General features: G+C 44.6%; 23 protein-coding genes. 8 read left to right on the top strand and 15 right to left on the bottom strand.

Going from position 1 to position 22,976, the window contains the following annotated elements:
- Positions 1 to 81 precede the first annotated feature (81 nt).
- On the bottom strand, positions 82 to 858 hold the full coding sequence (locus tag ENLAB_RS10890; RefSeq protein ID WP_081118860.1) for a Cof-type HAD-IIB family hydrolase: 777 nt from the start codon (positions 856 to 858) through the stop codon (positions 82 to 84).
- A gap of 217 nt (positions 859 to 1,075) precedes the next feature.
- Complete coding sequence (locus ENLAB_RS10885) at positions 1,076 to 1,873, bottom strand: formate/nitrite transporter family protein (protein ID WP_077453877.1); 798 nt, start codon at positions 1,871 to 1,873, stop codon at positions 1,076 to 1,078.
- 368 nt (positions 1,874 to 2,241) lie between these two features.
- Between ENLAB_RS10885 and rpsD the strand changes: the two genes are divergently transcribed.
- Entirely contained in the window at positions 2,242 to 2,853 is a 612-nt protein-coding gene (gene rpsD / locus ENLAB_RS10880) for a 30S ribosomal protein S4 (protein WP_005227158.1), read from the top strand.
- 154 nt (positions 2,854 to 3,007) lie between these two features.
- Here rpsD and spx read toward each other — a convergent pair whose 3' ends face one another.
- From spx to ENLAB_RS10860, 4 genes are all read right to left on the bottom strand, one after another.
- A complete protein-coding gene (gene spx, locus ENLAB_RS10875; RefSeq protein ID WP_200125828.1) occupies positions 3,008 to 3,457 on the bottom strand; it encodes a transcriptional regulator Spx in 450 nt (149 codons plus the stop codon).
- A gap of 50 nt (positions 3,458 to 3,507) precedes the next feature.
- A complete protein-coding gene (locus ENLAB_RS10870; protein WP_200125827.1) occupies positions 3,508 to 3,909 on the bottom strand; it encodes an Asp23/Gls24 family envelope stress response protein in 402 nt (133 codons plus the stop codon).
- 286 nt (positions 3,910 to 4,195) lie between these two features.
- Positions 4,196 to 5,638 (bottom strand): peptidoglycan DD-metalloendopeptidase family protein, encoded by a 1,443-nt coding sequence (locus ENLAB_RS10865; RefSeq protein ID WP_200125825.1) that lies wholly within the window; start codon positions 5,636 to 5,638, stop codon positions 4,196 to 4,198.
- Positions 5,639 to 5,891: 253 nt separating this feature from the next.
- Positions 5,892 to 7,253: a citrate/2-methylcitrate synthase gene (locus ENLAB_RS10860; RefSeq protein ID WP_185932301.1), complete on the bottom strand. Its 1,362-nt coding sequence runs from the start codon at positions 7,251 to 7,253 to the stop codon at positions 5,892 to 5,894.
- A gap of 234 nt (positions 7,254 to 7,487) precedes the next feature.
- Here ENLAB_RS10860 and acnA point away from each other — a divergent pair, with 234 nt between their 5' ends.
- From acnA to ENLAB_RS10840, 4 genes are all read left to right on the top strand, one after another.
- On the top strand, positions 7,488 to 10,184 hold the full coding sequence (gene acnA, locus ENLAB_RS10855) for an aconitate hydratase AcnA (RefSeq protein ID WP_244351088.1): 2,697 nt from the start codon (positions 7,488 to 7,490) through the stop codon (positions 10,182 to 10,184).
- Positions 10,177 to 11,427 carry an NADP-dependent isocitrate dehydrogenase gene (gene icd / locus ENLAB_RS10850; RefSeq protein WP_223079584.1) on the top strand — a complete coding sequence of 417 codons (1,251 nt, stop codon included), beginning with the start codon at positions 10,177 to 10,179 and terminating at the stop codon, positions 11,425 to 11,427. The genes acnA and icd overlap by 8 nt, the downstream gene beginning before the upstream one ends.
- A 104-nt stretch (positions 11,428 to 11,531) precedes the next feature.
- On the top strand, positions 11,532 to 12,386 hold the full coding sequence (locus ENLAB_RS10845) for a helix-turn-helix domain-containing protein (protein WP_244351084.1): 855 nt from the start codon (positions 11,532 to 11,534) through the stop codon (positions 12,384 to 12,386).
- Between the two features lie 106 nt (positions 12,387 to 12,492).
- Positions 12,493 to 13,032: a biotin transporter BioY gene (locus tag ENLAB_RS10840; RefSeq protein ID WP_086293796.1), complete on the top strand. Its 540-nt coding sequence runs from the start codon at positions 12,493 to 12,495 to the stop codon at positions 13,030 to 13,032.
- 91 nt (positions 13,033 to 13,123) lie between these two features.
- On the opposite strand, the gene ENLAB_RS10835 is transcribed toward ENLAB_RS10840, so the two are convergent.
- The 6 genes from ENLAB_RS10835 to ENLAB_RS10810 form a co-directional block, all read right to left on the bottom strand.
- On the bottom strand, positions 13,124 to 13,690 hold the full coding sequence (locus tag ENLAB_RS10835; RefSeq protein WP_086293794.1) for a nucleotidyltransferase family protein: 567 nt from the start codon (positions 13,688 to 13,690) through the stop codon (positions 13,124 to 13,126).
- Positions 13,691 to 13,714: 24 nt separating this feature from the next.
- Entirely contained in the window at positions 13,715 to 14,464 is a 750-nt protein-coding gene (locus tag ENLAB_RS10830; RefSeq protein ID WP_201705659.1) for a 3-oxoacyl-ACP reductase, read from the bottom strand.
- Positions 14,461 to 14,682: a DUF2829 domain-containing protein gene (locus tag ENLAB_RS10825; protein ID WP_244351082.1), complete on the bottom strand. Its 222-nt coding sequence runs from the start codon at positions 14,680 to 14,682 to the stop codon at positions 14,461 to 14,463. The genes ENLAB_RS10830 and ENLAB_RS10825 overlap by 4 nt, the downstream gene beginning before the upstream one ends.
- An 84-nt stretch (positions 14,683 to 14,766) precedes the next feature.
- Complete coding sequence (locus tag ENLAB_RS10820) at positions 14,767 to 15,660, bottom strand: metallophosphoesterase (protein WP_244353421.1); 894 nt, start codon at positions 15,658 to 15,660, stop codon at positions 14,767 to 14,769.
- A gap of 1 nt (position 15,661) precedes the next feature.
- Positions 15,662 to 16,039, bottom strand: coding sequence for an iron-sulfur cluster biosynthesis family protein (locus tag ENLAB_RS10815; protein WP_005227145.1), 378 nt, complete (start codon positions 16,037 to 16,039; stop codon positions 15,662 to 15,664).
- Positions 16,040 to 16,054: 15 nt separating this feature from the next.
- Positions 16,055 to 16,624, bottom strand: a complete 570-nt coding sequence (locus ENLAB_RS10810) for a GNAT family N-acetyltransferase (protein ID WP_077453888.1) — start codon at positions 16,622 to 16,624, stop codon at positions 16,055 to 16,057.
- 107 nt (positions 16,625 to 16,731) lie between these two features.
- Between ENLAB_RS10810 and ENLAB_RS10805 the strand changes: the two genes are divergently transcribed.
- Together ENLAB_RS10805 and ENLAB_RS10800 are read left to right on the top strand one after the other, a co-directional pair.
- Positions 16,732 to 17,184 carry a YueI family protein gene (locus ENLAB_RS10805; RefSeq protein WP_086293789.1) on the top strand — a complete coding sequence of 151 codons (453 nt, stop codon included), beginning with the start codon at positions 16,732 to 16,734 and terminating at the stop codon, positions 17,182 to 17,184.
- 14 nt (positions 17,185 to 17,198) lie between these two features.
- Positions 17,199 to 17,618, top strand: coding sequence for a hypothetical protein (locus tag ENLAB_RS10800; protein WP_005232469.1), 420 nt, complete (start codon positions 17,199 to 17,201; stop codon positions 17,616 to 17,618).
- Positions 17,619 to 17,689: 71 nt separating this feature from the next.
- On the opposite strand, the gene gshAB is transcribed toward ENLAB_RS10800, so the two are convergent.
- Positions 17,690 to 19,954 carry a bifunctional glutamate--cysteine ligase GshA/glutathione synthetase GshB gene (gene gshAB, locus ENLAB_RS10795; protein WP_244351080.1) on the bottom strand — a complete coding sequence of 755 codons (2,265 nt, stop codon included), beginning with the start codon at positions 19,952 to 19,954 and terminating at the stop codon, positions 17,690 to 17,692.
- 246 nt (positions 19,955 to 20,200) lie between these two features.
- Here gshAB and ENLAB_RS10790 point away from each other — a divergent pair, with 246 nt between their 5' ends.
- Positions 20,201 to 20,569, top strand: a complete 369-nt coding sequence (locus ENLAB_RS10790) for a BlaI/MecI/CopY family transcriptional regulator (RefSeq protein WP_077453891.1) — start codon at positions 20,201 to 20,203, stop codon at positions 20,567 to 20,569.
- A 282-nt stretch (positions 20,570 to 20,851) separates the two neighbouring features.
- Here ENLAB_RS10790 and ftsY read toward each other — a convergent pair whose 3' ends face one another.
- Positions 20,852 to 22,144, bottom strand: coding sequence for a signal recognition particle-docking protein FtsY (gene ftsY / locus ENLAB_RS10785; RefSeq protein ID WP_081118844.1), 1,293 nt, complete (start codon positions 22,142 to 22,144; stop codon positions 20,852 to 20,854).
- A gap of 1 nt (position 22,145) precedes the next feature.
- Positions 22,146 to 22,964, bottom strand: a complete 819-nt coding sequence (locus ENLAB_RS10780) for a Cof-type HAD-IIB family hydrolase (RefSeq protein WP_244351078.1) — start codon at positions 22,962 to 22,964, stop codon at positions 22,146 to 22,148.
- Positions 22,965 to 22,976: the final 12 nt, after the last annotated feature.

Genomic DNA, 22,976 nt, shown 5'->3' with positions numbered 1-22,976 from the left:
ATTTTCTTTGCGACCGAGAAAAAACAAAAAAACATAGCACAGATGCCGCAAACCGGCTGTGCTATGTCTAAAGGATTCCTTTTAAATCAGTTGTAATTCTTTTAAGGCTAACCAGATGCCATCTTCATCATTGCTAGCGGTCACCATATCTGCGACTTGTTGGATCTCAGAGACCGCATTGCCCATGGCCACACCGACACCTGCGGCGGTCAGCATCTCACGATCGTTTTGGCCATCACCAAAGCAGATCACATCTTCTTGCGCTATCCCTAATTGTTCCGCGACACACAGGATCGTTGCTGCTTTGGAGCCTTCTTTTGGAACGACATCCACACTGTTTTCATGCCAACGCACAAAACGCAGTTTGCTGTATTTCTCGTCAAAGAAATGCTCATACTCTTTTCCGTAAAAAGCCAATGCTTGATAGACTTCTTTTTCTTCGGGAAAATCCATGTCCAACTCAGGAAGTTGGGCACCAAAGGAATGCATCGCTGCTTCCATTTTAGCAATATCCAACGAAGACGCTCGTTTCGCTGTATCCATCCCGACAAATGCCGTGTCGATCCCAAGCTCTTGGGCTTCTGCCACGAAAGCAGCCAATTGCGTTTCATCGAGTAAGTTTTTATATACCTGCTGATGCGAAAGAAAAGCAGCTGCCCCATTACATAAAATGTAATTATCAAAGGACAACGAACGAATAATATCTTGGGCGTGGAAACGACTGCGCCCAGTGGCAACGGTCACGAAATGGCCAGCATCTCGTAAAAGATCAAGGGCTTTTAGCGTACTGTCTAGTGGCTGTTTGTTCGAGTCAAGCAAGGTTCCATCAATATCAAAGGCAAAGAATTTCCGATTCATAAAAGGTTAAGGCTCGCTTTCTATTAAGAAGTAACTAAGATTTTGGTCTTGGTTGCGGTCATTTTTACAAAAAACAGCAAGAAAAACCGTACATACTTATTCTTAACACAAATAGGCGCTGATTTCAACGCTCCGTTAAGGGATGATAGCTTCTTCCTGGAGAAATGTTAGAGAAAAGAAAAAAAGAAGCATCGCTGCTTCTTTTCCTTGATTATGATTAGTCGACATAGGTCGATTTTGAGTTGTTCAACCATGCGTAACCCAGCCCCATGACCAAGCCACCGCCGATATAGTTGCCGATAAAGGCAAAGACTAAATTATGGATCACACTGCCGACAGTCATACCTGCCAAGTGTCCGCCTGAAGCCCAGAAAGCTAAAGTAAATGCTGGGAAGTTAGCAATAACGTGTTCAAAGCCTAAGAAAGCAAAGATGAAGATGATGAAAATGATGGCCGCTATTTTTCCGGCGTCATCTTTCATCCGCATACTTACTAACACGGCTGTGTTTACTACGATATTAGCAAACATCGCTTCTACTAAAATTTGGATAGTGGATTTTTCTAATTTCGCAGTGATCGAGGTCAGCATAAAGTTATCTGCTGTCAGTCCTTGGAACGGACCTGTCAGCGCAACGATCGAGCCAAAGATCACGCCGCCGATCAAGTTGAATAAGACGCACGTAAACAAAATTTTCAATGCCAAAGGAATACTTAGACGTTTCCGGTAAACCCCAACAGTCATATATAACATATTCGATGTTCCTAATTCTGCGTTCATATAAAGAATCATGACTAAAGACCAGCTAAACATAAATGCATACAAAATTTTTCCTAACCCGTGAACCATCGATTCACCTTTCATAGCGATCGCAAAAGCAATAGCTGTTCCGAGGGTCAAGAATAAACAAGCCATCATCGCACGTACAGCGTAACGCAAATAACTACTCTTGATCAGATCGATTTTCTTTTCTATGGAAGAATCGATCTTCTCAAATAATGGGGATACTGGATTCATTTTTTCTACTCCTTTTATGAATAATTTCACTTCGTTATCATTTGCACAATACTTTCATATTCTAATGACGAAAAGCTGTTTTGTAAAGAGATATTTGAAAATATAAGTAATTAATGAAAAATTTCAAGATTTGTTTTCATCAAATCCAAAGTCAGTTCCATCTTGACTTTTGCCCCTAGTTTGTCGTATACTATTCCTTGTGTAAAATAATGCAGCAGGAAAATAACAGCTCGTCACCAGTTCGTTGCCCCTCGGGTGCAATTGCGTAACCGCGGCTGCAAAGGTGAAGATTGAAGAACGAACTGCACGAATGTGAGTTTTTCAACGGATTATTTTACTCCAAACTATTTTATTGGAGGAACTAAATTATGTCTCGTTATACAGGACCATCATGGAAAATTTCTCGTCGTTTAGGAATTTCTTTATCAGAAACTGGAAAAGAATTGGCACGTCGCCCTTACGCTCCAGGTCAACACGGACCAAACAGCCGTGGCAAAAAATCAGAATACGGCATGCAATTAACTGAGAAACAAAAATTGCGTCATATGTATGGCATGAACGAACGTCAATTCCGTACATTGTTTATCAAAGCAAGCAAAATCAAAGAAGGTAAACACGGTGTTAACTTCATGATCTTGTTAGAACAACGCTTAGATAACGTTGTTTACCGTCTAGGTTTAGCAACTACTCGTCGTCAAGCACGTCAATTAGTAAACCACGGTCACGTTTTAGTTGATGGCAAACGCGTTGATATCCCTTCATACCACGTTGAAGTTGGACAAGTCATCAGCGTTCGTGAAAAATCACAAAACATCTCAACAATCAAAGAAGCAGTTGAAGCAACAGCTGGCCGCGCGTCATTTGTAAGCTTTGATAGCGAAAAATTAGAAGGTTCATTAACTCGTTTACCTGAGCGTGATGAATTGTCTGCAGAAGTTGACGAAGCACTAGTCGTTGAATTCTACAACCAAAAACTTTAAGATTTCAACCGACACGATTCCTTTTTGGAATCGTGTTTTTTTTTTGGAATCAACGGATTTACGGATCCTCTTAAGAAGACCCTTGAAAAAATACTAAAAAACCGACAATGATACATCGCTGTATTCATTTGCCGGTTTTGTTCCTATTATTTTATTAGATAAAGTTCGCAACAGATTCGCCTTCTTCTTGCTTTTGGCGATAATTAAACATGAGCAGCTCTGTTTGGCGTCGTTTGAAAATGATCTTTCGTAAGCTTCGTGGCACGAATTTACGAATATCTTCTTCATTGTACCCCACTTGGAGTTTGTTCTCATCTAATATAATTGGTCGTTTCAATAAGTTCGGGTATTTTTCGATCAATGAAAGCAGCTCTTCTAGCTTCAACTCTTCTAAATCAATGTCTAACTTTTGGTACACTTTCGAACGAGTAGATATAATGTCTTCCGTTCCATTTTTCGTTAAAGAAAGAATCTCCATTAGTTCATCACTATTTAATGGATCGCTAAAAATGTTTCTCTCTTTAAATGGTAGTTCATTTTCGGTCAACCATGCACGGGCTTTACGACATGACGTACAGCTGGGTGTTGTATATAGTGATATCATTTGTTCATTCTTCCTTTCTCTTTGATGTACTTCGATTTTTTGTCTGGTGCTCAACCTTCGATTTGATGGATCGTTTCCTGTTTGACGATATCGGCGATTCGAATATTGATCTCTTTGACTTTCAAAGAAGTCAAGCGGCTAATTTCTTCTAAGACCACTTCTTGGACTTGCGCAAAGAGTTTGGGGATATCTTTGCCGTAAGCCACGATTACTTCCAAATCAACTGCAACCTCTTCTTTGCCAACTTCCACATCAATACCAGACGCGACTTGCGGCTGTTCTTCAAGGTTTTCGGTCATATCTGAAAGAAATCTGCCATTTACACTAATCAAGCCATCAATTGACTGCAAAGCGACACCAACAATTGTTTCAATGACTTTCTCTTCAAAGGACAGTGGACTTGCTTGCGCTGCTTCATTAGACACATTCGTTGTTTGCTGATCGTCAGTCATTTTTCACACTCCTTGGTTAAATAAGAAAGGATACTAGAGACATCGCAAAGTCGCATACACGACCTTGTCTAAAGTGGACATTCCTCTTGGGAATTTTTTTCCCTACCTTTCTAGCATAAATTCTTTTTGTTTTTTTTACAAAGAAAAACACTTGTTTTCGGAATAAATTTATCATGCGAAATAAAATGAATGCGCTAAAAAAATCTCAAAGCATAATTTTCTTGAAATGATTCGTTTTTCTTGACAAAAAAAAGAAAGCAGCTACACTGCTCTCCTTTTTTCTTTGTTATTTTGACAAGGCATCTAATGGATCAATCAGTTGATGCCGGGCTAAACTAGGTGAAAGACTAACTTCAAAATGCAAGTGAGGACCTGTACTGTTCCCCGTACTTCCCATGGAAGCAATCACTTCGCCTTGTTCCACCGTCTGCCCAACCTCTACTAAATTGCGGTGATTGTGAGCATACAGTGTCGTCAAGCCATTTTGATGTTCGATCGCTACATAATTCCCCCAGGAAGCATGATATTCTGAGCGAATCACCGTTCCTGAAAGACTAGCCATGATCGGGGTTCCTTGAGGTGCTGCAAAGTCGACCCCACGATGGAACCCGCTACCCCGTGGACCAAACATTGATGAGATGACCGGATCACTAACCGGATAAATCATTTTTTCATTACCCGTTGGCAACTCTGCTTTCTCTTTGTCATAACTCGTCAACGCATAAGCTTCGATCAAAGCGTTCAATTTTTCATTGTATTGCGTATCTGATGCATACCGTCCCGTCAAATATTCCGTGGCATCTTCATAGGTTTCGGTTTCTGACTTCCAAGCGCCTTTATAAAAATTCGGATTGTGAGCCAATCCTTCTTTCAACAATTTCGCATAATCTTTTAAAGAAGATTCGATGCTGTCATACTGACGGAAGGTCGAACGGATGGTGTACAAATTGCCGTTTCCATCGTCTTCTTGTGTTGGGAAAGAAACCCCATTTCCTTCATATAGTCCTTTGATCCCAAAAAGATTATAGAACGGCTCCTGACTCAACTGACTTTGCCCACTACCGGATTCTAAGATTGCTTGGGCAATCATCACAGATGCGTAAAGATCTTCTTCTAAGCCGACTTTACGGGCATCCTCACCAATCTCCATAATAAAGTCCCATGTTTCTTTGACTGGGGTGACTTCAAATTTTGACGTGCCACCAGTCTGAGGTGTTGTGATTGTCAATTCAGGTACATTGGGCACTTCCTTGATCTCAGGCGTTGGCTGGCTCGGGTTCGTTTCTGGTTTTGTCGGTTGACTTGGTTCCCCCTCTGGATCTTGTTCCTCCGGTGCCGGTGCCGGAATTGGCGTAGGCTCGGGTTCTGGTGTCGGTTCCGGAGCAGGCTCAGTTGGTTCTGACGGTTCTGGACTTGGCTCAGGTTCCGGTGTTGGTTCCGGACTCGGCTCAGGTTCTGGTGTTGGCTCCGGGCTGGGCTCGGGTTCCGGCGTCGGTGCTGGTTGTGCCGGAACAGCTTCATCATTTTCAGCTGGCGTTCTTGGCACGTCAGACTCTCCGGTCGATGCTTCTGTAGTTGCTCCTCCGTCTTCACTTGACACAGACATCAATGCACTCGTTTGATCAACATTTGATTCACGACTCACAGCAGAAGCCGCAGCAGAAACCGGCAACAGGGTCAACAATTGACTGGAAATGACAGAGATTGCCATCCATTTTTTCATTTTCATTAAATAAGTCATCCTCCTTTGTCACACCTTCTATCATACCTAAAAAGCACCTAATTTTATAATCATTTTTTGCATCTCTGTGTGAAAAAAAGGAAAACACTGATATAGTGACGTTTATAACAATTTCCTTCACCAAATCTAGCATTTTATTCTCTTTTCTTCTATAAAAAATACGCCAAAAACCTGCTTTATTTATGTAAAAAGTGCTTTTCCTATGAAAAACAGCAGCGAGCGTCCTCCCTGCTGTTTTGATCTACCTTGATTCAATATCGATATATTCGCGATCGCTGGACACTTCTTTATAGGCGGGGCGCATGATTTTTTGTGCGTTGACCAGCTCTTCGATCCGATGGGCGGACCAACCGACGATCCGTGCAATAGCAAACATTGGTGTATACAGTTCTTCTGGTAGATCCAACATGTTATAAACAAACCCGCTGAAAAAGTCGATATTGGCACTGACTCCTTTGTAGATTTTGCGCTTTTCATTGATGACTTGAGGAGCAATACGTTCCACCATCGTATACAATTGATATTCTTGCCAAGCTTCTGATCCTTTTTCTTGCGCCAGTTTTGCCACATAATTCTTAAAAATCGCCGCACGGGGGTCGTTGTCGCTATATACCGCGTGGCCCATGCCATAAATCAAGCCTTTACGGTCAAACGCCTCTTTATCTAAGACTGCTTCCAAATAGCTGCGGATCGCCTGTTCATCGGTAAGGTCAGCAACGTTGCGCTTCAAATCCCCCATCATTTCTGTCACTTTGATATTGGCACCACCGTGTTTAGGTCCTTTCAAAGAACCTAGTGCTGCGGCAATCGTTGAATAGGTATCCGTCCCACTGGAGGTAACCACTCGTGTCGTAAAGGTCGAATTATTCCCGCCGCCATGTTCCATATGCAAAACGAGTGCCATATCCAATGTTTGGGCTTCTTGGAAGCTATATTCTTTCGTTGGGCGCAGCATAGTCAAAATCGTTTCAGCTGTACTCAACTCTTCGGTCGGGCGGTGGATATACATACTCTCCCCTTGATTGTAATGATTGTAGGCATGATAACCGTAGATTGCCAAGAGCGGAAAGACACTGATCAGCATCAGACTTTGTTCCAATACATTTTCAATGCTGATGTCATCTGCTTGTGGATCATAACTTGCCAGTGTCAAGATACTGCGAGATAAACTATTCATGATATCAGAAGAAGGTGCTTTCATAATGACGTCACGAACAAAATTGGTCGGCAAAGTACGTTTTTCTGCTAATAGGCAATGAAACGCCGCAAGATCTGTTTTATTTGGCAGTTCGCCAAAAAGTAATAAATATGCAACTTCTTCAAAGCCAAAGCGTTTTTCATTGACGAAGCCTGCAACTAACTCGTTGATGTCAATTCCGCGATAACGCAGTTCGCCACAAGCCTCGATCGGCTTCCCGGCAATGATTTTTTCTGGATAAATAGTCGAGATTGTCGTTAATCCAGCTAATACACCAGTTCCATTCAAATCCCTTAGACCACGCTTAACATCATATTCTGAATAAAGATTCACATCGATCAAATTGTATTTCTCACATTGCGATGCCAGATATGCCATTTTCTCTTTCTTTTCTAATCTTTCCACGGTGATGTTACCTCCAATCTTTCTCCGAACCAGCTACTTCAATGTTATTTAACCGTATACAAACATCGTTAAAATAACCATCCGAAAGAATCGCTGCTTTTTAACAAACTTTCACACATTATAGCATGATGTCGAGAAAATGAAATATTTTTCATAAATTTAATTGATTTTTTAAATTATCAACGTATAATTATTCCTAATAAGTACGATTATCTTCGTAAAAGGAGGATTCTTATGAAGTGGCAAACTCAATTAACCGTCAATGACACCCAATACACGTATATTGACTTAGCGAAAATCACCCAAGACTTAGGGGCTGATTTATCTCGCTTGCCCTACTCCATTCGAGTTTTATTGGAAAGTGTTGCTCGTCATCAAGACGAGGAAATTACAGAGGATTATTTACCATTTTTAGCGAATTGGCAGGCAGAAAGCCCTACTGGCGTCGTGCCATTCAAACCAGAGCGGGTCGTCTTGCAAGACTTTACTGGGGTACCGGCAGTCGTTGATTTGGCTGCCATGCGGGATGCGATGGTCGCTTTAGGCGGTGCCGCAGAAGACATCAATCCTGAGATCCCCGTCACACTCGTCGTCGACCACTCTGTGCAAGTCGATCAAGCTGGTAAGCCTGGGGCGATCGCTTTTAATACGGAGCGGGAATTTGAACGCAACGCAGAACGCTATCAATTCTTGAAATGGGCGCAAGGTTCTTTCGACAATTTCGAAGTCGTTCCGCCTGAAACAGGGATCATTCATCAAGTCAACATCGAATCATTGTCTGATGTGATCTTGCAAAAAACACACGAAGATCAACGTCTGCTGTTTCCTGATACATTGCAAGGAACCGATTCTCACACCACGATGATCAATGGTCTGGGGGTTCTCGGTTGGGGGGTTGGCGGTATTGAAGCGGAAGCTGCGATTCTTGGCGAGCCTTCTTTCTTCCCTACACCTGAAGTCATTGGAGTGAAGTTTATCAACGAGATGCCTGCAGGTACCACCGCTACCGATTTAGCACTAAAAGTAACTGAAGTGCTGCGAATCGAAAAAGTGGTTGGAAAATTTGTCGAATATTTTGGTCCTGGCTATCGTCATTTAAGTTTAGCTGATCGAGCAACGCTAGCAAACATGGCTCCCGAATATGGTGCGACTTGCGGCTTTTGTCCGATCGATCAAGAGACCTTGAACTACTTAGCAACGACCGGTCGCTCCACCAAGCTGATCGAACTCGTTGCCGCTTACGCCAAAGCCAACCATTTCTTTTATGATGAAACGACCGTGCCGACCTATACTAAGACGATCACCATTGATCTAGCAGAAGTTCAGCCGGCATTAGCGGGCCCCAAACGCCCGCAAGATCGGATTTTGCTTCCGGCGGTCCATCATGATTTTGAGCAATCTGTCACGGCAGCCGTTGGTCCTAAGGGCTTTGGTCTTTCGGAGGATGAATGGCAAAAAGAAGCCACCGTTACTTGGCCAGATGCTGCACCTGACAAATTAGCGACCGGCGATATCGTTTTGGCGGCAATCACTAGCTGTACGAATACTAGCAATCCTTTCGTCATGCTCTCTGCAGGCTTATTGGCCAAAAAGGCCGTTGAAAAAGGTCTGACTGTTCCGCGTACGGTCAAAACCTCCCTTGCACCTGGCTCCCAGATCGTGACCACCTATTTGCAAAACAGTGGTTTATTGCCGTATTTAGAGCAACTCGGCTTTTATTTAGTGGGCTACGGTTGTACTACCTGTATCGGAAATTCCGGTCCTTTAGAAGCGCCGGTCGCTGAAGCAATTGAGGCAGAAAATCTATTGGTAGCATCGGTTCTGTCAGGCAATCGGAATTTTGAAGGAAGAATCCATCCACAGATCAAAGCCAATTATTTGGCTTCACCGCCGTTAGTAGTTGCCTATGCGATTGCTGGCAGCATTCGCAAAGATCTGACAAAAGAACCATTAGCTATCGTCAATGATGAGCCGGTGTATTTGTCTGATATTTGGCCTAGCAATGAAGAAGTCAATGCTTACGTTCAAGAATACGTCGGACCAGAAGCATTTCGCGCTGCCTATGAGCATCTTTTTGATGCCAATGAACGCTGGAATGCGATCGAAACCACCACGAGCGCATGTTATGAATGGGAGGAACATTCCACTTACATTGCTCATCCACCCTACTTTGAAACATTGACCAAAGAATTGCCTAAACCAGATGTCTTAGCCGATCTGAAAGTCTTGGCAAAATTGGGTGATTCGGTCACCACTGACCATATTTCTCCTGCTGGCAGCATCAGTATGGATTCTGCAGCTGGAAAATTTTTACAAGAAAAAGAGGTTCCGTATCGTGAATTCAATTCCTTTGGTTCGCGGCGCGGCAATCATCAGATTATGATGCGGGGGACTTTCGGCAACATCCGTCTGCAAAACCAGCTGGTTCCTGGCAGTACTGGCAGTGTCACGCATTATTTTCCAACTGGGGAAACCTTGTCGATATTTGACGCCGCTATGAATTACCAAAAAGCCGGCCAAAGCTGTATCATTTTAGCCGGTAAAGATTATGGCATGGGTTCTTCTCGCGACTGGGCCGCCAAAGGAACACAATTGTTAGGCGTTAAAGTCGTCTTAGCAGAAAGCTTCGAACGAATCCATCGCAGCAACTTGGTCATGATGGGGATCATTCCGCTTGAATATCTTGCTGGTGAAAGTGCCGCATCGTTTGATTTGGACGGCAGCGAAACATTCTCGATCGCTTTGCCAGAAGAGCCAGTGGTCAAGCAGCTGATCGAAGTCACTGCGCAACGGATCGACGGAGGGACGGTCTCCTTTATGACCCGCCTGCGTTTTGATGCCCCTGCAGATATTCGCTATTGGAAGCATCAAGGAATTTTACCGATGGTCATTCGAAAAAAAGCTGAATTAGGAGGAACTGCCCATGCCTAACCAAACAACCCATCAAGCAACGACGATCACCATTCCTTACATTGCAGGAGACGGCATTGGTGCCGAGATTTGGCAGGCTGCGCAACCTGTGATTGATGCAGCTGTGAATAAAGCCTATGAAAATCAGCGCCACATCGAATGGCTAGAAGTTTTAGCTGGAGAAGCCGCCTTTGAACAGACGGGGGAATGGCTGCCGCAAGCAACCATCGATACGATCAAAGCCCAGCAATACGCCTTAAAAGGACCGTTGACTACCCCAATTGGCGAAGGCTTTCGCTCCTTGAATGTCACCTTGCGGCAAACGCTAGATCTTTATGCCTGTGTCAGACCTGTTCGCTATTTTACAGGAGTCCCTTCGCCTTTAAAACAGCCAGAAAAAACCGATATGGTGATCTTTCGAGAAAATACTGAAGATGTTTATGCTGGCATCGAATTTGCCAAAGACGACGACGCAACACAGCGTTTGATCCAGACACTGCAAGCAGACTTTGCCGTCAAGGCGATTCGTTTTCCTAAAACTGCCGCTATTGGCATCAAGCCGATCTCTTTAGAAGGCAGTCAGCGCTTGATCGCTGCTGCCATTGAGTATGCGATCGCTCAAAAGCGTCCCACGGTGACACTGGTGCATAAAGGTAATATCATGAAATTTACAGAAGGCGGCTTTAAAAACTGGGGCTATCAGCTTGCAGAGACCACGTATGCCGCCCAGTGTTTTACAATGAATCAATACAACAAAATCAAAGCAGAAAACGGCTCAAAGGCAGCCGAAGCCGCCCTTGCCTCGGCAAAAGCGGCTGGGAAAATCGTTGTTAACGACGTGATCGCCGACAACTTTTTACAGCAGATCCTTTTGTATCCAGAAAAATTCGACGTCATTGCCACTTGTAATTTAAACGGCGACTACATCTCTGATGCACTGGCTGCACAAGTCGGCGGCATCGGGATCGCCCCCGGCGCCAATATCAACTACGATACCGGAGCAGCCATCTTTGAAGCTACCCACGGAACGGCACCGGATATCGCAGGACTTGGCAAAGCCAATCCTTGTTCCCTGTTGCTATCGGCGTGCATGCTATTAGAACATTTGAACTGGCCGGAAGCTGCTGCGATACTGACGCAAGCCATTGAACAAGCCTTGCAAAGTCAGCACGTCACTGCCGACTTCGCACAGTTGATGCCAGAAGCGGTCTGTTTAACGACACAAGCGTTTGGTGAACACCTCCTTCAGCTCATCCATTCGTAAACTCAAGCTGTGATTGAGTCGGCATTCGCCTGCTCAACCACAGCTTGATTGCGTTTCCACCTTCTGAGAAACTATACTTAGAGCATGAAAGGGGGAATTCATTTATGAGTGAATTCAACATGAGAAAAATTGGTCAGCAGATCGCTGCCAAACGCAAAGAAAAAAATCTGACCCAAAGCAACTTGGCAGACCAGTTACTTGTCAGCTATCAGGCGGTCAGTAATTGGGAGCGGGGAAACTCACTGCCGGACATTGAAAAATTGCCGCAGCTAGCAGCGATTTTAGACTTATCCATCGATGAGCTGTTAGGGAAGCCAGCAGCTGCGGTTCAACATTATCAAGCAGGAACCGCACAGCCAGAAGAAATCGCCGAACTAGCTCCGCTGATCAAACCGCAAGAATTGTCGGTATTGATTCAAGAAGAGCCGTTTCAAGAAACTTCTTTAGACCTAGACTTATTGCCTAGGCTAGCACCTCATTTGACCAGCGCCGACTTACAACACCTGTTAAATGGCGCCGAGAATATCCCAGAAGATGTCATGGAAGAACTCTTGCCGTTTTTGAAAAAGCCCCAAATAGAAGAGCTCCTGAAAGGCAACCACTATTCCAAGGCTTTTTGGGAAGAGGCGGCGCCCTTTTTACCCCCCAGCTTTTTGGCGGGAGAAATCAAAGGTTGGCTTGAAACCCCTGACTTTCGCTTTTCTGAGATTGAAGAACTGTTGCCCTTTTTACCTGCACCGTATCTGGATGAGCTCCTGCTGACCGCCCTGGAACAGCCAAACGTTGTCGCTTCAGAGCGCTTATCTTATGATGAAATCGAAGAACTGCTGCCTTTTCTGACAGAAGCAACGATCTGCCGGCTTGTTCAAGCACTGCCCTTCTCAACAGATGAGTTGGAAGAAATCGCTCCTTTCCTCTCCTCAAAGAACTTACTTGTCCTATTAAAAAAAGGACACTAAAAAAACAAGATTCTTCTTTACTTTTGGTAAACCACCGTTTATAATTTCGTTAACTAAATAAATCATTTTTCAGGTTAACGAAATTATTATGAGAGAGAAGGATTCGATGAAATTATCATTACGTGAACAAATCCATGCCGCATTATTTGCGATCATTATTGCTGGTCTTTCCCAATTGACGATTCCGTTAGGTTTGATCCCATTGACAGGACAAACCTTTGCGATCGGCCTGGCGGTGACTTTCCTTGGCACGCGAACAGGAACGATGGCGATCATCATCTACTTGCTGTTAGGATTGATCGGTTTGCCCGTTTTCGCTGGTTTTTCCAGCGGTATCGGTGTTTTGTTAGGACCAACCGGAGGCTATTTAGTCGGCTTCCTCTTTAACGGATTGCTTACTGGATTGGTCGTAGAAAAAACGGCGTTTCGCTACACAGGAGCAGTGATCGGCAATATTGTCGGTGCGCTGGCAACTTTGTTGTTTGGTACATTATGGCTGAAATGGAGCACGGGCATGGCATGGCCGGCTGCTTTTAACGGTGGTTTTGTTTTGTTTATTATCCCCGGGATCATCAAAGCCGTTGCCGCAGCTTATCTAGGTATCTTTTTAAGAAACCGCTTGGCGCAACCATTGGCTTTGCGTTAATAAAAAACACTCGCGTCATATGCAGCGATTCCCATCAGTTAGCTTTTTCGTCTAACTTTTGGAAATCGCCGCATCACGCGAGTGTTCTTTTTTAGTTGTCGATCTCTTCAATCGACAACTGCGGCCAAATTTTCTGCCACTGCTTGATCGCTTGGCGTTGTCGGTAAACCGCAAGGTACTGTTCATTTTGGGCGAAATGCGGTGTTGGCCGCACCCGAAAACTGCAAACATCCTGCCAACCAAAAGGCGCCATCAATTCAAGCTTACCTTGATTCATTCGTGCCGCCACCGCTGTACAACGCTCTGGAAATTTCGTTAAAGCATCGAAGGTACTTGTATAAGGCGGCTCCTCGGCAAAATTGTGCTGGTGCATCACCGCTTGATTTCGAACCTCCCAAGGAAATTTGGGAAACGAACGGCGCAGTTGCGCTTCGATCGCTGCTGTTTCTTCTATGCTTACAGTCGGATCATAAAACACGACATCAATATCGGTCAGCGGCACCTCCGCTATTTTTCCGCTGAGAAATCCCCATAAATAATTCCGCAGGTACCCGGCACAGAGCCAGCAATCCGGCAGCTGCAACGCTTCAATGATCGTAAGCAGTTGTCGACATTCACGATTTTTTGCAAGCAAGTGCTGGATCGCTTGTTCCTTCATTGGCGTCCTCCTCTAATGGGCTCATTATTTCAAGGTCCAACCACCGTCGATGGGCACGATCGCCCCCTGCAAGTAACTAGCTTGCGGACTGGCAAGAAAAAGGGTCAGTGCTGCAACTTCTTCTGGTTGCGCCCAACGCTTGACTGGCGTCTCTTCTGCCACCCATTGCGCCATTTTCCCGTCACCGGCAAAATCAGCCGCATTCATCGGCGTTTGAATCGCACCTGGCGCGATGCCCTTCACCGAGATCCCTTGATCTGCAACATCCAATGCCAACTGTTTGGTAAACCCGACGATCGCGTGTTTTGCGGTTGTATAAGCGATCCCACCTCCACCTGCGACCATTCCAGCGATCGACGCCATATTAATGATCGTTCCGCCGCCATTGGCTTGCATCAGTGGCAAGATTTCTTTCGTTAAATAAAACATGCTGGAGACATTGGTTTGAAATATCTCCTCCCACTCCATTGAGGTCGTCTCAGCGATCGTATGATAGCCGTCAAGTTTCCCAGCTGTATTTAACAAGACCGTAATACCGCCAAAGTGCGTCACACAAGCTTGGACCGCTGCAAAACAATTTTCTTTCACCGCTAAGTCACAACACGTGCCGAAAAAGCGGGGTTGGGCTAAAAGCGTATCGGGAAACGATTGGCAGTCAACCCCAAATACTTGGGCGCCTTCTGCAAGAAACGCCTCTGCTTGTGCTTTGCCGATGCCTGAAGCAGCACCTGTGACAAACACAATCGTTTTGTCATTGATCCACGGTGCTGTCATTCCACAATTTTCCAATCTTCCGCAAGAATGTCGCAAACAGTCGGTGCGAAACTCGAGAATCCTTCATCTGTTGTTTTGATCAAAAAGTAAGGGGTGACTGGTGCATTGTCGTACACTTCTCCTTCAACGAATGTCACATAAAGTTCAAAGCCACCCCAACCTTCACGAATGATTTTTTTGCCGGCTTTTAATTCTGGTAAGATTTCTTCAAATGTCATGATTTTTCTCCTTTGTGTGTTTCTTTTGTGTTTTAAATTGCGTGGGAATTCAATTACGAAAACAAGCAGGACTCGTTTGCTGCGCTAATACGGCAGCAGCGTGATCGCTTGCGCCAATTCCTCTACAAGATGCGCCGTTTTATAGTCCTCAAATGCCTCATGATGGTTTCGCAGCAGCGTCCGAACTTTCGTTGGCGAATATGCTTCTGCTAAGTGGTTTTCCAAAACGAAGCGTCGGGTCAACTGCCATTCATAATAGTAGCCGAAGGGACGGCAATAGTAGCTGGTTCCCGCAAGCTCTTTTTTCTCAAAGCGTCGATGGGTATGCCCAAAGACGACTGCCCGCACATTGGCGTACTGATCGATCACTGCGCCAAAATCAGGCGACCCCAAAAACGCATTTAGGTGGTTCCAGCGGGCGTACTTGCCGGTCTGCCGCACAATAAACGCTTCTTGAGGCACAAAATGGGTAGAAAGAAGAATTTCTTGGTCTTGCGGCAAATGGGCCAATGTTTCCGCTAAACGCTCATTGATGGCTTGGCTGATTCCCTTATCCGATCCCTTTCGTTGAATCATGCGGTCATACCAAAACAGATTTTTCAGCCGCAAGATCTCAGCTTCACTGGTCAAATCAGAATATTGGTAGTCATACCAGCCATTGATTCCCAACAGCAGTGTTTTTTCTGATAAGCGATACGTCTGAAAATTAAGAAAGGCGGGATCATCGAAAGCCTCGATCTCTTGTTCCGTCAAGTCCACCATTTCATGATTGCCCCAGTGAAAGGTCGTTGGTACCTGTCGACTTTGAAAAAATGCGACCACGTCTAATAGCCGTTGCTTTTTATTCGCCACATCTCCTGCCAGATGCAGATGGGTCACCTGATTTTGCTGCAAATAATCAGCGATCAGCTGCAGATGGGGGGCGAATAATTGGTTGATATCGACGTGCAAGTCGCTAATAACCGCCAGCGTGCCCATATCAGCGGCCTGCCGTCTGCTTTTCGATCCGTAACAATTGAACATCATTTGCTAAGATCCCGCTATTTCCCACCAATTGCAACCGTTGATAGGTCGGTTCCACCTGCATCCGAGTCTGTTCTTCTAAATACACCTGAGCCCCTTGCTTCAACCAAATCGTGCCTAAGGGTGTCGTTAAAGGGGTGTCGTAGATCGCCAATCCTTCTTCTGGATAGCTCTGCGGCACGATGATCAGGCGAAAATGGATGTCCAAACGGCAGGTGATCTCCGTTGCAGGAAACGGACCGACGCCGTCTTCAAAATCCAAATAGAGACGATCATCTGGCTGCACATAAGGGGTTATTTTTTCAATTGCTGCTGGCTCAATGTTCAGTTCCATGACGAGAGCCCTCCTTTACATGATACGTTTTTTCCATTCCTCTAGGGTGATGCCGCGCGTGACTTCATCGATGATTTCTTCACCCGATTTGCGGGCAGCTGGGATCGTTGCTTCCAATTTCATCCCAATTTTCTCCATGACCCGTCCAGACTTGGGATTTCGAGCATCATGTCGAGCAAAAATTCGAATCAATTCGAGTGTTTCAAAACCGAAATGCAGCAGTGCCATTGCCGCTTCTGGCATGATCCCTTGTCCCCAATAATCGCGACTTAATGTATAACCGAGCTCAGCGATCTCTTTTTCTGATTCTACTCGCAAATCGATGGTCCCAATCATTTTGCCTGAGTCTTTTTCTTCGATCGCATATTTTCCTAAGGGTGCAGCAACAAAATACTCGGCGATGCGTAGTTTTGTTTCTTCAACCGACCCATGTCTAGCAAAGACGAAGGTCGTCGTTTCTTCATCATTTGCATAGGCAAACATGTCCGCTGCATCTGCCAAGGAAACAGGACGCAAGAGCAGCCTCGGTGTCTCCAACTGCTGATTTTCTGCTAATAATAGCAAATGTCGTTCTTTTGTTGTCATAGGATCCCTACTTTCTATCAAAACTCTCTCACGATCGCACCCCTCTTTTGCTATTTGCTGGATATGCTATAATAAGCATAAGTAAACGCTTTGAGGAGGATACTTCAATGTCAGACGAATTAGAAAAACGCCTTGATACAGGAATGTATGGGACGCCTCGCGTCAACCCAGATGAACAGCGCAAGTATTTAGGCACGTTTCGTGAACGGTGTTATCTTAGTATGACAGTAACAGAAATGAAGAAGAAGGACAACCAGAAAACGCTCTTGAACGCCTTACCAGATTATCAAGGAGCGCTCGTGTTGCTTAACGGAAAATTGCCAGAATCGATCCAGACCGATTACATCACTTTACTGACTCAACAACAGATGGAATTTCGGATCGTCTCCGATGCACAAGATGCCGGTCCAGACAGTATCGGCTTGCTGATTGCCGGGAAAGAAGCCGTCAATCAAGACGTCATCGATATCGAACAAAAATACCCTGCAGCTACTACGCAATCGGATAAAGAGCACGAACAACCAGAGAAAACGTCATTTTGGAAACGTCTTTTCCATTAAAAGGAGGAACTATCATGGAACAATCAACACCGCCCTACCTTTCATTAAAGAAAGAACTGCTTGATGCTTTGGATCTGCATATCGATTTGTTGAAAACGGCCCCTACGATCGAATCGAGCCATCTGGATGGCGTATTGTTCATGATGCGCAGCTTGGGTTTTATGCTGGATCGCGCTCCGAAAGTACTCCTACTGGAGGATCAGAATGAAATGAACTTTATGATGTTTCAATATTATAGCCTCCTATCGGAACTGAAGTACAATCTCGTTTTAAACTTTCCCTATGCCTCGATTCAAGGCGTACCGTTATTGACCTTGATCCAACGTTTTCCTACCACGTATGAAAAAGAAATGAAACAATGGTGGGAAGCCCGAACAGGTCTCAAGGTGGAAGAAACAAAACAAACGATTGAGATCGCTGCTTTTGAATCCTAATAAAAAAGACTGCACACTTTCGAAGGGAATCACCTTCCAGAGTGTGCAGTTCTTTGCTCTCTGAGCTTCCATCAGCTTTCGAAGACTTCAGGGAACAACAGTCGTAAAACAGACATAGTTAAGCGTCGGCCTTTCCCGCTGTATGGATAAACGTGCATATGCATCGCTGGGTTGAAATTGGCTTCAATGATTCCATAAGCCCCCGGTTCATTGGCTGGCTTGGTTTTATCTGGAATAATCAGATCGATTCCGCTGATAGATGCTTGTAATGCGGCTACCGCATCGACTGCTACTTGTTTGTAGTCATCGTTGAAGTCATCCGTTACATCGATAGAATCACCGCCAGTACTGATATTCGAGTTTTCTCGCAAATAAACGATCTGCCCCTCTTCTGGCACTGAATCAACTTGATACCCTTGCTCTTTTAACATCAGTTGTTCCAGTTCCCCTAATTGAATCAACTCTAATGGAGTCCGATGATGGGTGCCGCGCAATGGATCGAGATTTTTCTCTGCGACGAGTTCCGTGATCGTGCGCTTGCCGTCACCCACGACATTGGCTGGGATACGTAATAAAATCGCATCAACTCGCCCATCGATCACGAAGAACCGATATTCCGTCCCTGATAAAAAGGTCTCAACGAGGATCGAATCATCTTCCGCAAAGGCAATGGCGACCGCCGCCCGATAATCCGCTAAAGAAGCACCTTCTTTGAAAATCGAGATACCAATCCCATAGTTGGTGGTTTTCGGTTTTACCACAAACCCGCTGTGGGCGATCTGAGGATAAAACGCGATCGCTTCTTCTGCCGAAGCGAATTCAGCGCCACCTGGTACATGAAAGCCATTTTCGGCTAAGATTTTTTTGGTGACCGTTTTATTCGCCATGATCAATGGGACGATGTACTGATCCTTACTGGTCATATTGGCATTTTTAACATATTCAACGTGGTCTTTCACGGCTAATTTCAAGAACTGATCCGTTTCATCCAGTACCGTCACTTCGATACCTTTTTGGATCGCATCGAACAAGAGAATCTGGGTCGACAATTCCATTGCTCGAAAACCAGCCAATTGATACGGTTTTTCCCAAGCAGCATGATGATACTTTTGTCCCAGCAATGTTGCTGTCTGCGCTTGGCTGGTTGCTTGACTCGCTGAGAAAAGACGTCCAGCGAAGGTTCTTTCTGGTTCAGCCAGCATCTCAGAAAGCTGATCCAAAAATGGCGGATGCGGCAGCTCAAGGGCTTGGGCAAAGTCCATCATTTCAGCAATCAGTGCTTGCGCTTCTTGCTGATAAGTCGATGGCGCTAAGGGATGCTCTAATGCCACCTGATCATTTTTCTGATTGCCTTCTTCGATCCACGCATCGGCATCGTTGCCTTCTTCTTTTGTACTTAAAAACAATAAGAAGAAATGTAAGAACGCGACTTGCTCTTTGGAAATGCCATAGCGGGCAAAGGGATCGATATCGATATTTCTTAACTCAATATAACGGATACCAGCTGAGGCTAGATCTGCGACCCGTTTTCCCCCACGTAAACGCACTGGCGCATAAAATTCTTTTTCTTCTGAAAGCTTTCCTGTCTCCACTAATTTGGCAATATCTGCAAGATAGGTCTCTAACGAAGCATAAGATACCTTGACGTCTTCGTGATTCGTGTAGCCATAATGGCTATTGCGAATACTGCGGACTGGTTCTTGCGGTCCGTTTTCTGTCGTAAAATAATTGGCTTCTGAAGCAGGGGTCGCCCCAAAGAAATACGTCAAAAACCAGCGATAATGCAAATAATTGCGAGTTACTTTCAAATAAAGCGCCGTTTTAAAGGCTTGATAGCTTTCATTCGTTTCAGATAAAGCATACAGTTGCTGCAAAAAGTCTTCCGCAAATTCAAAATTGAAATGTATCCCACTGACCATTTGCTTACGGCGACCATACGTTTTGGCCAAATAGCGGCGGTAAAGCACATCTTCAAATTGGTCTAATTTTGCAATGACGATGTCTTCTTCTTTTTCTGGTAAAGCTGGTGGCATGCTCAAAGGCCAGAGCATTTCTTCTGCTGCCATTGAACGATATGCCACATCGTGGATGGCCCCTAAGAAACGGAACAACTCATCCACTGAATCCGCGACCGGCGTGATTAGTTCCAGTTGATTTTCCGCAAAATCCGTTTGGATATAGGGATGGAAGCGACGATTACCTAGCTTTTCAGGATGATTCGTTCCAGCAAAAGTTCCGTCTAATCGTACCCGCTGTGCTTCTCGCTCAATCCCGTAACGCCCTTTCAATAAATAGGGAAAAAGCTCTTTATGTGATAATAATGTTTTTATTTTCATGCGAATGCCCTCTATGTTCTTCTACTAGATTTTTTCTTATAATCTGTTTCTTTCCATCCATTATAGTGAAAAATGGCGAAAAAAGCAGGAATTTGCTCTTCACTTGTAGTATCTCTGAATAAAATTACCAAGAATTTATAAAATACTTGAATAAATTTGATATTTACCTTCAAAATAAAGTATACTGCTTATAGAACAGTAAAATATTATGTCCATATTACTCTTTTTTGAAAGGAAGAATAGTGAATGAAGCCACTTAATCTTACCAAACGTGAACGTCAAATCATGAATATCTTTTGGAATTCAGACAAACCTCTTTCTGCAAATGACATTGCTGTCCAACAGCAAGATCTAAGCAAGAATACCATTCAAGCAGTCGTACGTAAACTAAAAAACCACGACTTATTGAAAGTAGCAGATATCGGCTACAGCGGTACTGTTTTGACTCGGTTGTATTCTCCGAATGTGACCCAAGAAGACTTCTTAGCAGCAGAGTTGTCTGATCAATCGTTATTGAATTTGATTACGAATTTTATCGAAACCAATAAAGATATCGATACGTTGAACAACTTAGAAAAAATGATCATCGAGCGCCAAGGGGAGCTAAAAAAATAATTTTTTGTAGCTGAGCTTTTCATTTTATTCTATCTGATACTTCCCAGACTTTAGAAGAACGAAAAATGTTAGCCACTCAAAAAAAATCGTTTTATGCTTTAAGGCAAATTCGTACATCGCTGTATCCGTATTTGACCTAGCTAAACATTGTAACCTTTACGCCCCAGATTGATCGGCAATAGCTGAACGGCAACTCGTTTGCTATTGCCTTCATTTGAAATAAAAGCAACAATAAAGGAGAGCCATGTGCAGGTATTTTACCTGACACAGGGCTCTTCTTTTTTATTCCTTGATCAAGCCTTTGAATAAGCCGACAACAAATTCATTTGGATCAAATGGCTCTAAATCATTGATGCCTTCTCCAAGTCCCACTAATTTGACGGGCAGCCGTAGCTCGTTACGGATCGCCAAGACGATCCCCCCTTTGGCTGTTCCATCAAGTTTCGTTAAGACGAGACCAGAAACATCCGTCGTTTCTTTAAATTGTTTTGCTTGATTCATGGCGTTTTGACCCGTTGTTGCATCCAACACAAGCAGGACTTCATGAGGGGCCGTTGGGTCCACTCGCTGAATGATCCGTTTGATTTTTTCTAATTCGTTCATCAAATTGACTTTGTTTTGCAAACGACCAGCTGTATCTACTAATAAAACGTCAGCATTTTCTCGTTTTGCGCGCTCCATCGCATCAAACACGACCGCTGCTGGATCGCCTCCGGCATTGCCACGAACGACTTCAACACCAGCCCGTTCCCCCCAGACCACTAATTGATCGATGGCACCGGCACGGAAAGTATCCGCTGCAGCCAATAAGACTTTCTTGCCTTCGGCTTTGAATTGGTGGGCTAATTTCCCGATACTGGTGGTTTTTCCAACACCGTTCACGCCAACAAATAAAATGACAGTCAACCCCGGTTGCATATTCAACTCGTTGACTTCACCGACACCCGCTTCCCCATATAGGTCAACTAATTTCTCGATGATGACATTTTGGACATCCGCTGTTTTCTTTACATTACGTAGTTTGACTTCTTGTCTCAATGCATCCGCGATCTTCATCGCCGCATCAAAGCCAACATCTGCACCAATCAACGTTTCTTCCACTTCTTCGAAGAAGTCTTCGTCCACCGTACGGAAATTGGCGAACAATTCGTTCATCCGTTGCCCAAAGGTTTTTCGTGATTTCGTCAATCCTTTGGTGTATTTGTCCTGCACACTTTCCGTCTCTGGCGCTGGTTGAAGGATTGGTTCAGAAGCTGGTGCACCCTCTGATGGTGTGTTCTCGGTCACTTCTACTGGAACACTTGGTGCTTCTTCTCCTTTATTCGCTACCGTTGCTTCTTGCTGTGGGGACGCTTCGGCAGTTTCTTGCTCTGCCTTCAAATCACTGGCGTCGGCGGCATCTGTAGGTGCCACTGCTTCTGAAGCTTCTCGTTCAGCAGGTGTTTGTGCTGGCTGGCTTTCTTCTGAAGGCTGATTCTCTGGTGAATCAGCATCGACTAACGGTTTATCGGTTTCTTGCTCTGCTTCTTTGGTTTCTCCAATCAGCGCTTTTTTGATTTTGTCAAAAAATCCCATCTTACGCACCTCCTTTTAAGACATATTCTTCAATCACTGCTGCCACACCGTCTTCTTGGTTTGAAACGGTGACAACGTCAGCCGCTTCTTTAATGATTGGCACGGCATTGGCCATCGCTACGCCAATCCCTGCATAGCGAATCATTGGCAAGTCATTTTCTTCATCACCGATCGCCATCACTTCTTCTTGCTTGATCCCTAAATCTTGCGCCAATAGGCTGATGCCATAGGCTTTGGTGATTCCTTTAGGCATAAATTCTAACAGGTTATTCCGGCTTTTGATGATTTCATATTTCTCGCGGATCGCTGAGGAAATCTCAGGGATTTTAGGATCCAAAACTTCCTGATGGTAGGCGATCACCGCTTTATTATAGAGCATCGATTCATCCAGATCAGCTACAGCAAAAGGACGACAATCCAATAAAGGATTCAACGAGCCATAAATTGATGGATGCGCTGCTGAAGTCGGTAAACTCAAGACGATCTCTTCTGATACCACGTCTAGAGGCAAATTCAAGTCTTCCGCCACTGAAATCAATTCATGGATATCTGCCAGCTGCATCGCTGCTTTTTCAATGATCTCGCCAGTCTCATTTTTTTGAACCAAACCGCCGTTAAAGGTGATGCTATAGTCGCCGGGTTCTTTCAGCGATAATTCTTCTAAATAGGGACGGATCGCCCGTAATGGACGTCCGGTACAAATGACGATTTTTACGCCTTGTGCTTTGGCACGAGCAAGTACCTCTTTGTTGCGAGGAGTCACTTCTTTTTTGTCATTCAATAACGTTCCGTCTAAATCGATCGCAATCAGTTTAATCATATCATTCCTCCT

The organism is Enterococcus innesii (genome assembly GCF_022846515.1).
Lineage (GTDB): Bacteria > Bacillota > Bacilli > Lactobacillales > Enterococcaceae > Enterococcus_D > Enterococcus_D innesii.
Note: the sequence above shows the minus strand (reverse complement) of the source record. Positions and strands in the feature narration are given on the sequence as shown.

Bases quoted from the DNA above. Each gene is read 5' to 3' on its own strand.
- ENLAB_RS10890 (WP_081118860.1), bottom strand. From the start codon at position 858: ATGAATCGGAAATTCTTTGCCTTTGATATTGATGGAACCTTGCTTGAC.
- ENLAB_RS10885 (WP_077453877.1), bottom strand. From the start codon at position 1,873: ATGAATCCAGTATCCCCATTATTTGAGAAGATCGATTCTTCCATAGAA.
- rpsD (WP_005227158.1), top strand. From the start codon at position 2,242: ATGTCTCGTTATACAGGACCATCATGGAAAATTTCTCGTCGTTTAGGA.
- spx (WP_200125828.1), bottom strand. From the start codon at position 3,457: ATGATATCACTATATACAACACCCAGCTGTACGTCATGTCGTAAAGCC.
- ENLAB_RS10870 (WP_200125827.1), bottom strand. From the start codon at position 3,909: ATGACTGACGATCAGCAAACAACGAATGTGTCTAATGAAGCAGCGCAA.
- ENLAB_RS10865 (WP_200125825.1), bottom strand. From the start codon at position 5,638: ATGAAAATGAAAAAATGGATGGCAATCTCTGTCATTTCCAGTCAATTG.
- acnA (WP_244351088.1), top strand. From the start codon at position 7,488: ATGAAGTGGCAAACTCAATTAACCGTCAATGACACCCAATACACGTAT.
- icd (WP_223079584.1), top strand. From the start codon at position 10,177: ATGCCTAACCAAACAACCCATCAAGCAACGACGATCACCATTCCTTAC.
- ENLAB_RS10845 (WP_244351084.1), top strand. From the start codon at position 11,532: ATGAGTGAATTCAACATGAGAAAAATTGGTCAGCAGATCGCTGCCAAA.
- ENLAB_RS10840 (WP_086293796.1), top strand. From the start codon at position 12,493: ATGAAATTATCATTACGTGAACAAATCCATGCCGCATTATTTGCGATC.
- ENLAB_RS10835 (WP_086293794.1), bottom strand. From the start codon at position 13,690: ATGAAGGAACAAGCGATCCAGCACTTGCTTGCAAAAAATCGTGAATGT.
- ENLAB_RS10830 (WP_201705659.1), bottom strand. From the start codon at position 14,464: ATGACAGCACCGTGGATCAATGACAAAACGATTGTGTTTGTCACAGGT.
- ENLAB_RS10825 (WP_244351082.1), bottom strand. From the start codon at position 14,682: ATGACATTTGAAGAAATCTTACCAGAATTAAAAGCCGGCAAAAAAATC.
- ENLAB_RS10820 (WP_244353421.1), bottom strand. From the start codon at position 15,660: ATGGGCACGCTGGCGGTTATTAGCGACTTGCACGTCGATATCAACCAA.
- ENLAB_RS10815 (WP_005227145.1), bottom strand. From the start codon at position 16,039: ATGGAACTGAACATTGAGCCAGCAGCAATTGAAAAAATAACCCCTTAT.
- ENLAB_RS10810 (WP_077453888.1), bottom strand. From the start codon at position 16,624: ATGACAACAAAAGAACGACATTTGCTATTATTAGCAGAAAATCAGCAG.
- ENLAB_RS10805 (WP_086293789.1), top strand. From the start codon at position 16,732: ATGTCAGACGAATTAGAAAAACGCCTTGATACAGGAATGTATGGGACG.
- ENLAB_RS10800 (WP_005232469.1), top strand. From the start codon at position 17,199: ATGGAACAATCAACACCGCCCTACCTTTCATTAAAGAAAGAACTGCTT.
- gshAB (WP_244351080.1), bottom strand. From the start codon at position 19,954: ATGAAAATAAAAACATTATTATCACATAAAGAGCTTTTTCCCTATTTA.
- ENLAB_RS10790 (WP_077453891.1), top strand. From the start codon at position 20,201: ATGAAGCCACTTAATCTTACCAAACGTGAACGTCAAATCATGAATATC.
- ftsY (WP_081118844.1), bottom strand. From the start codon at position 22,144: ATGGGATTTTTTGACAAAATCAAAAAAGCGCTGATTGGAGAAACCAAA.
- ENLAB_RS10780 (WP_244351078.1), bottom strand. From the start codon at position 22,964: ATGATTAAACTGATTGCGATCGATTTAGACGGAACGTTATTGAATGAC.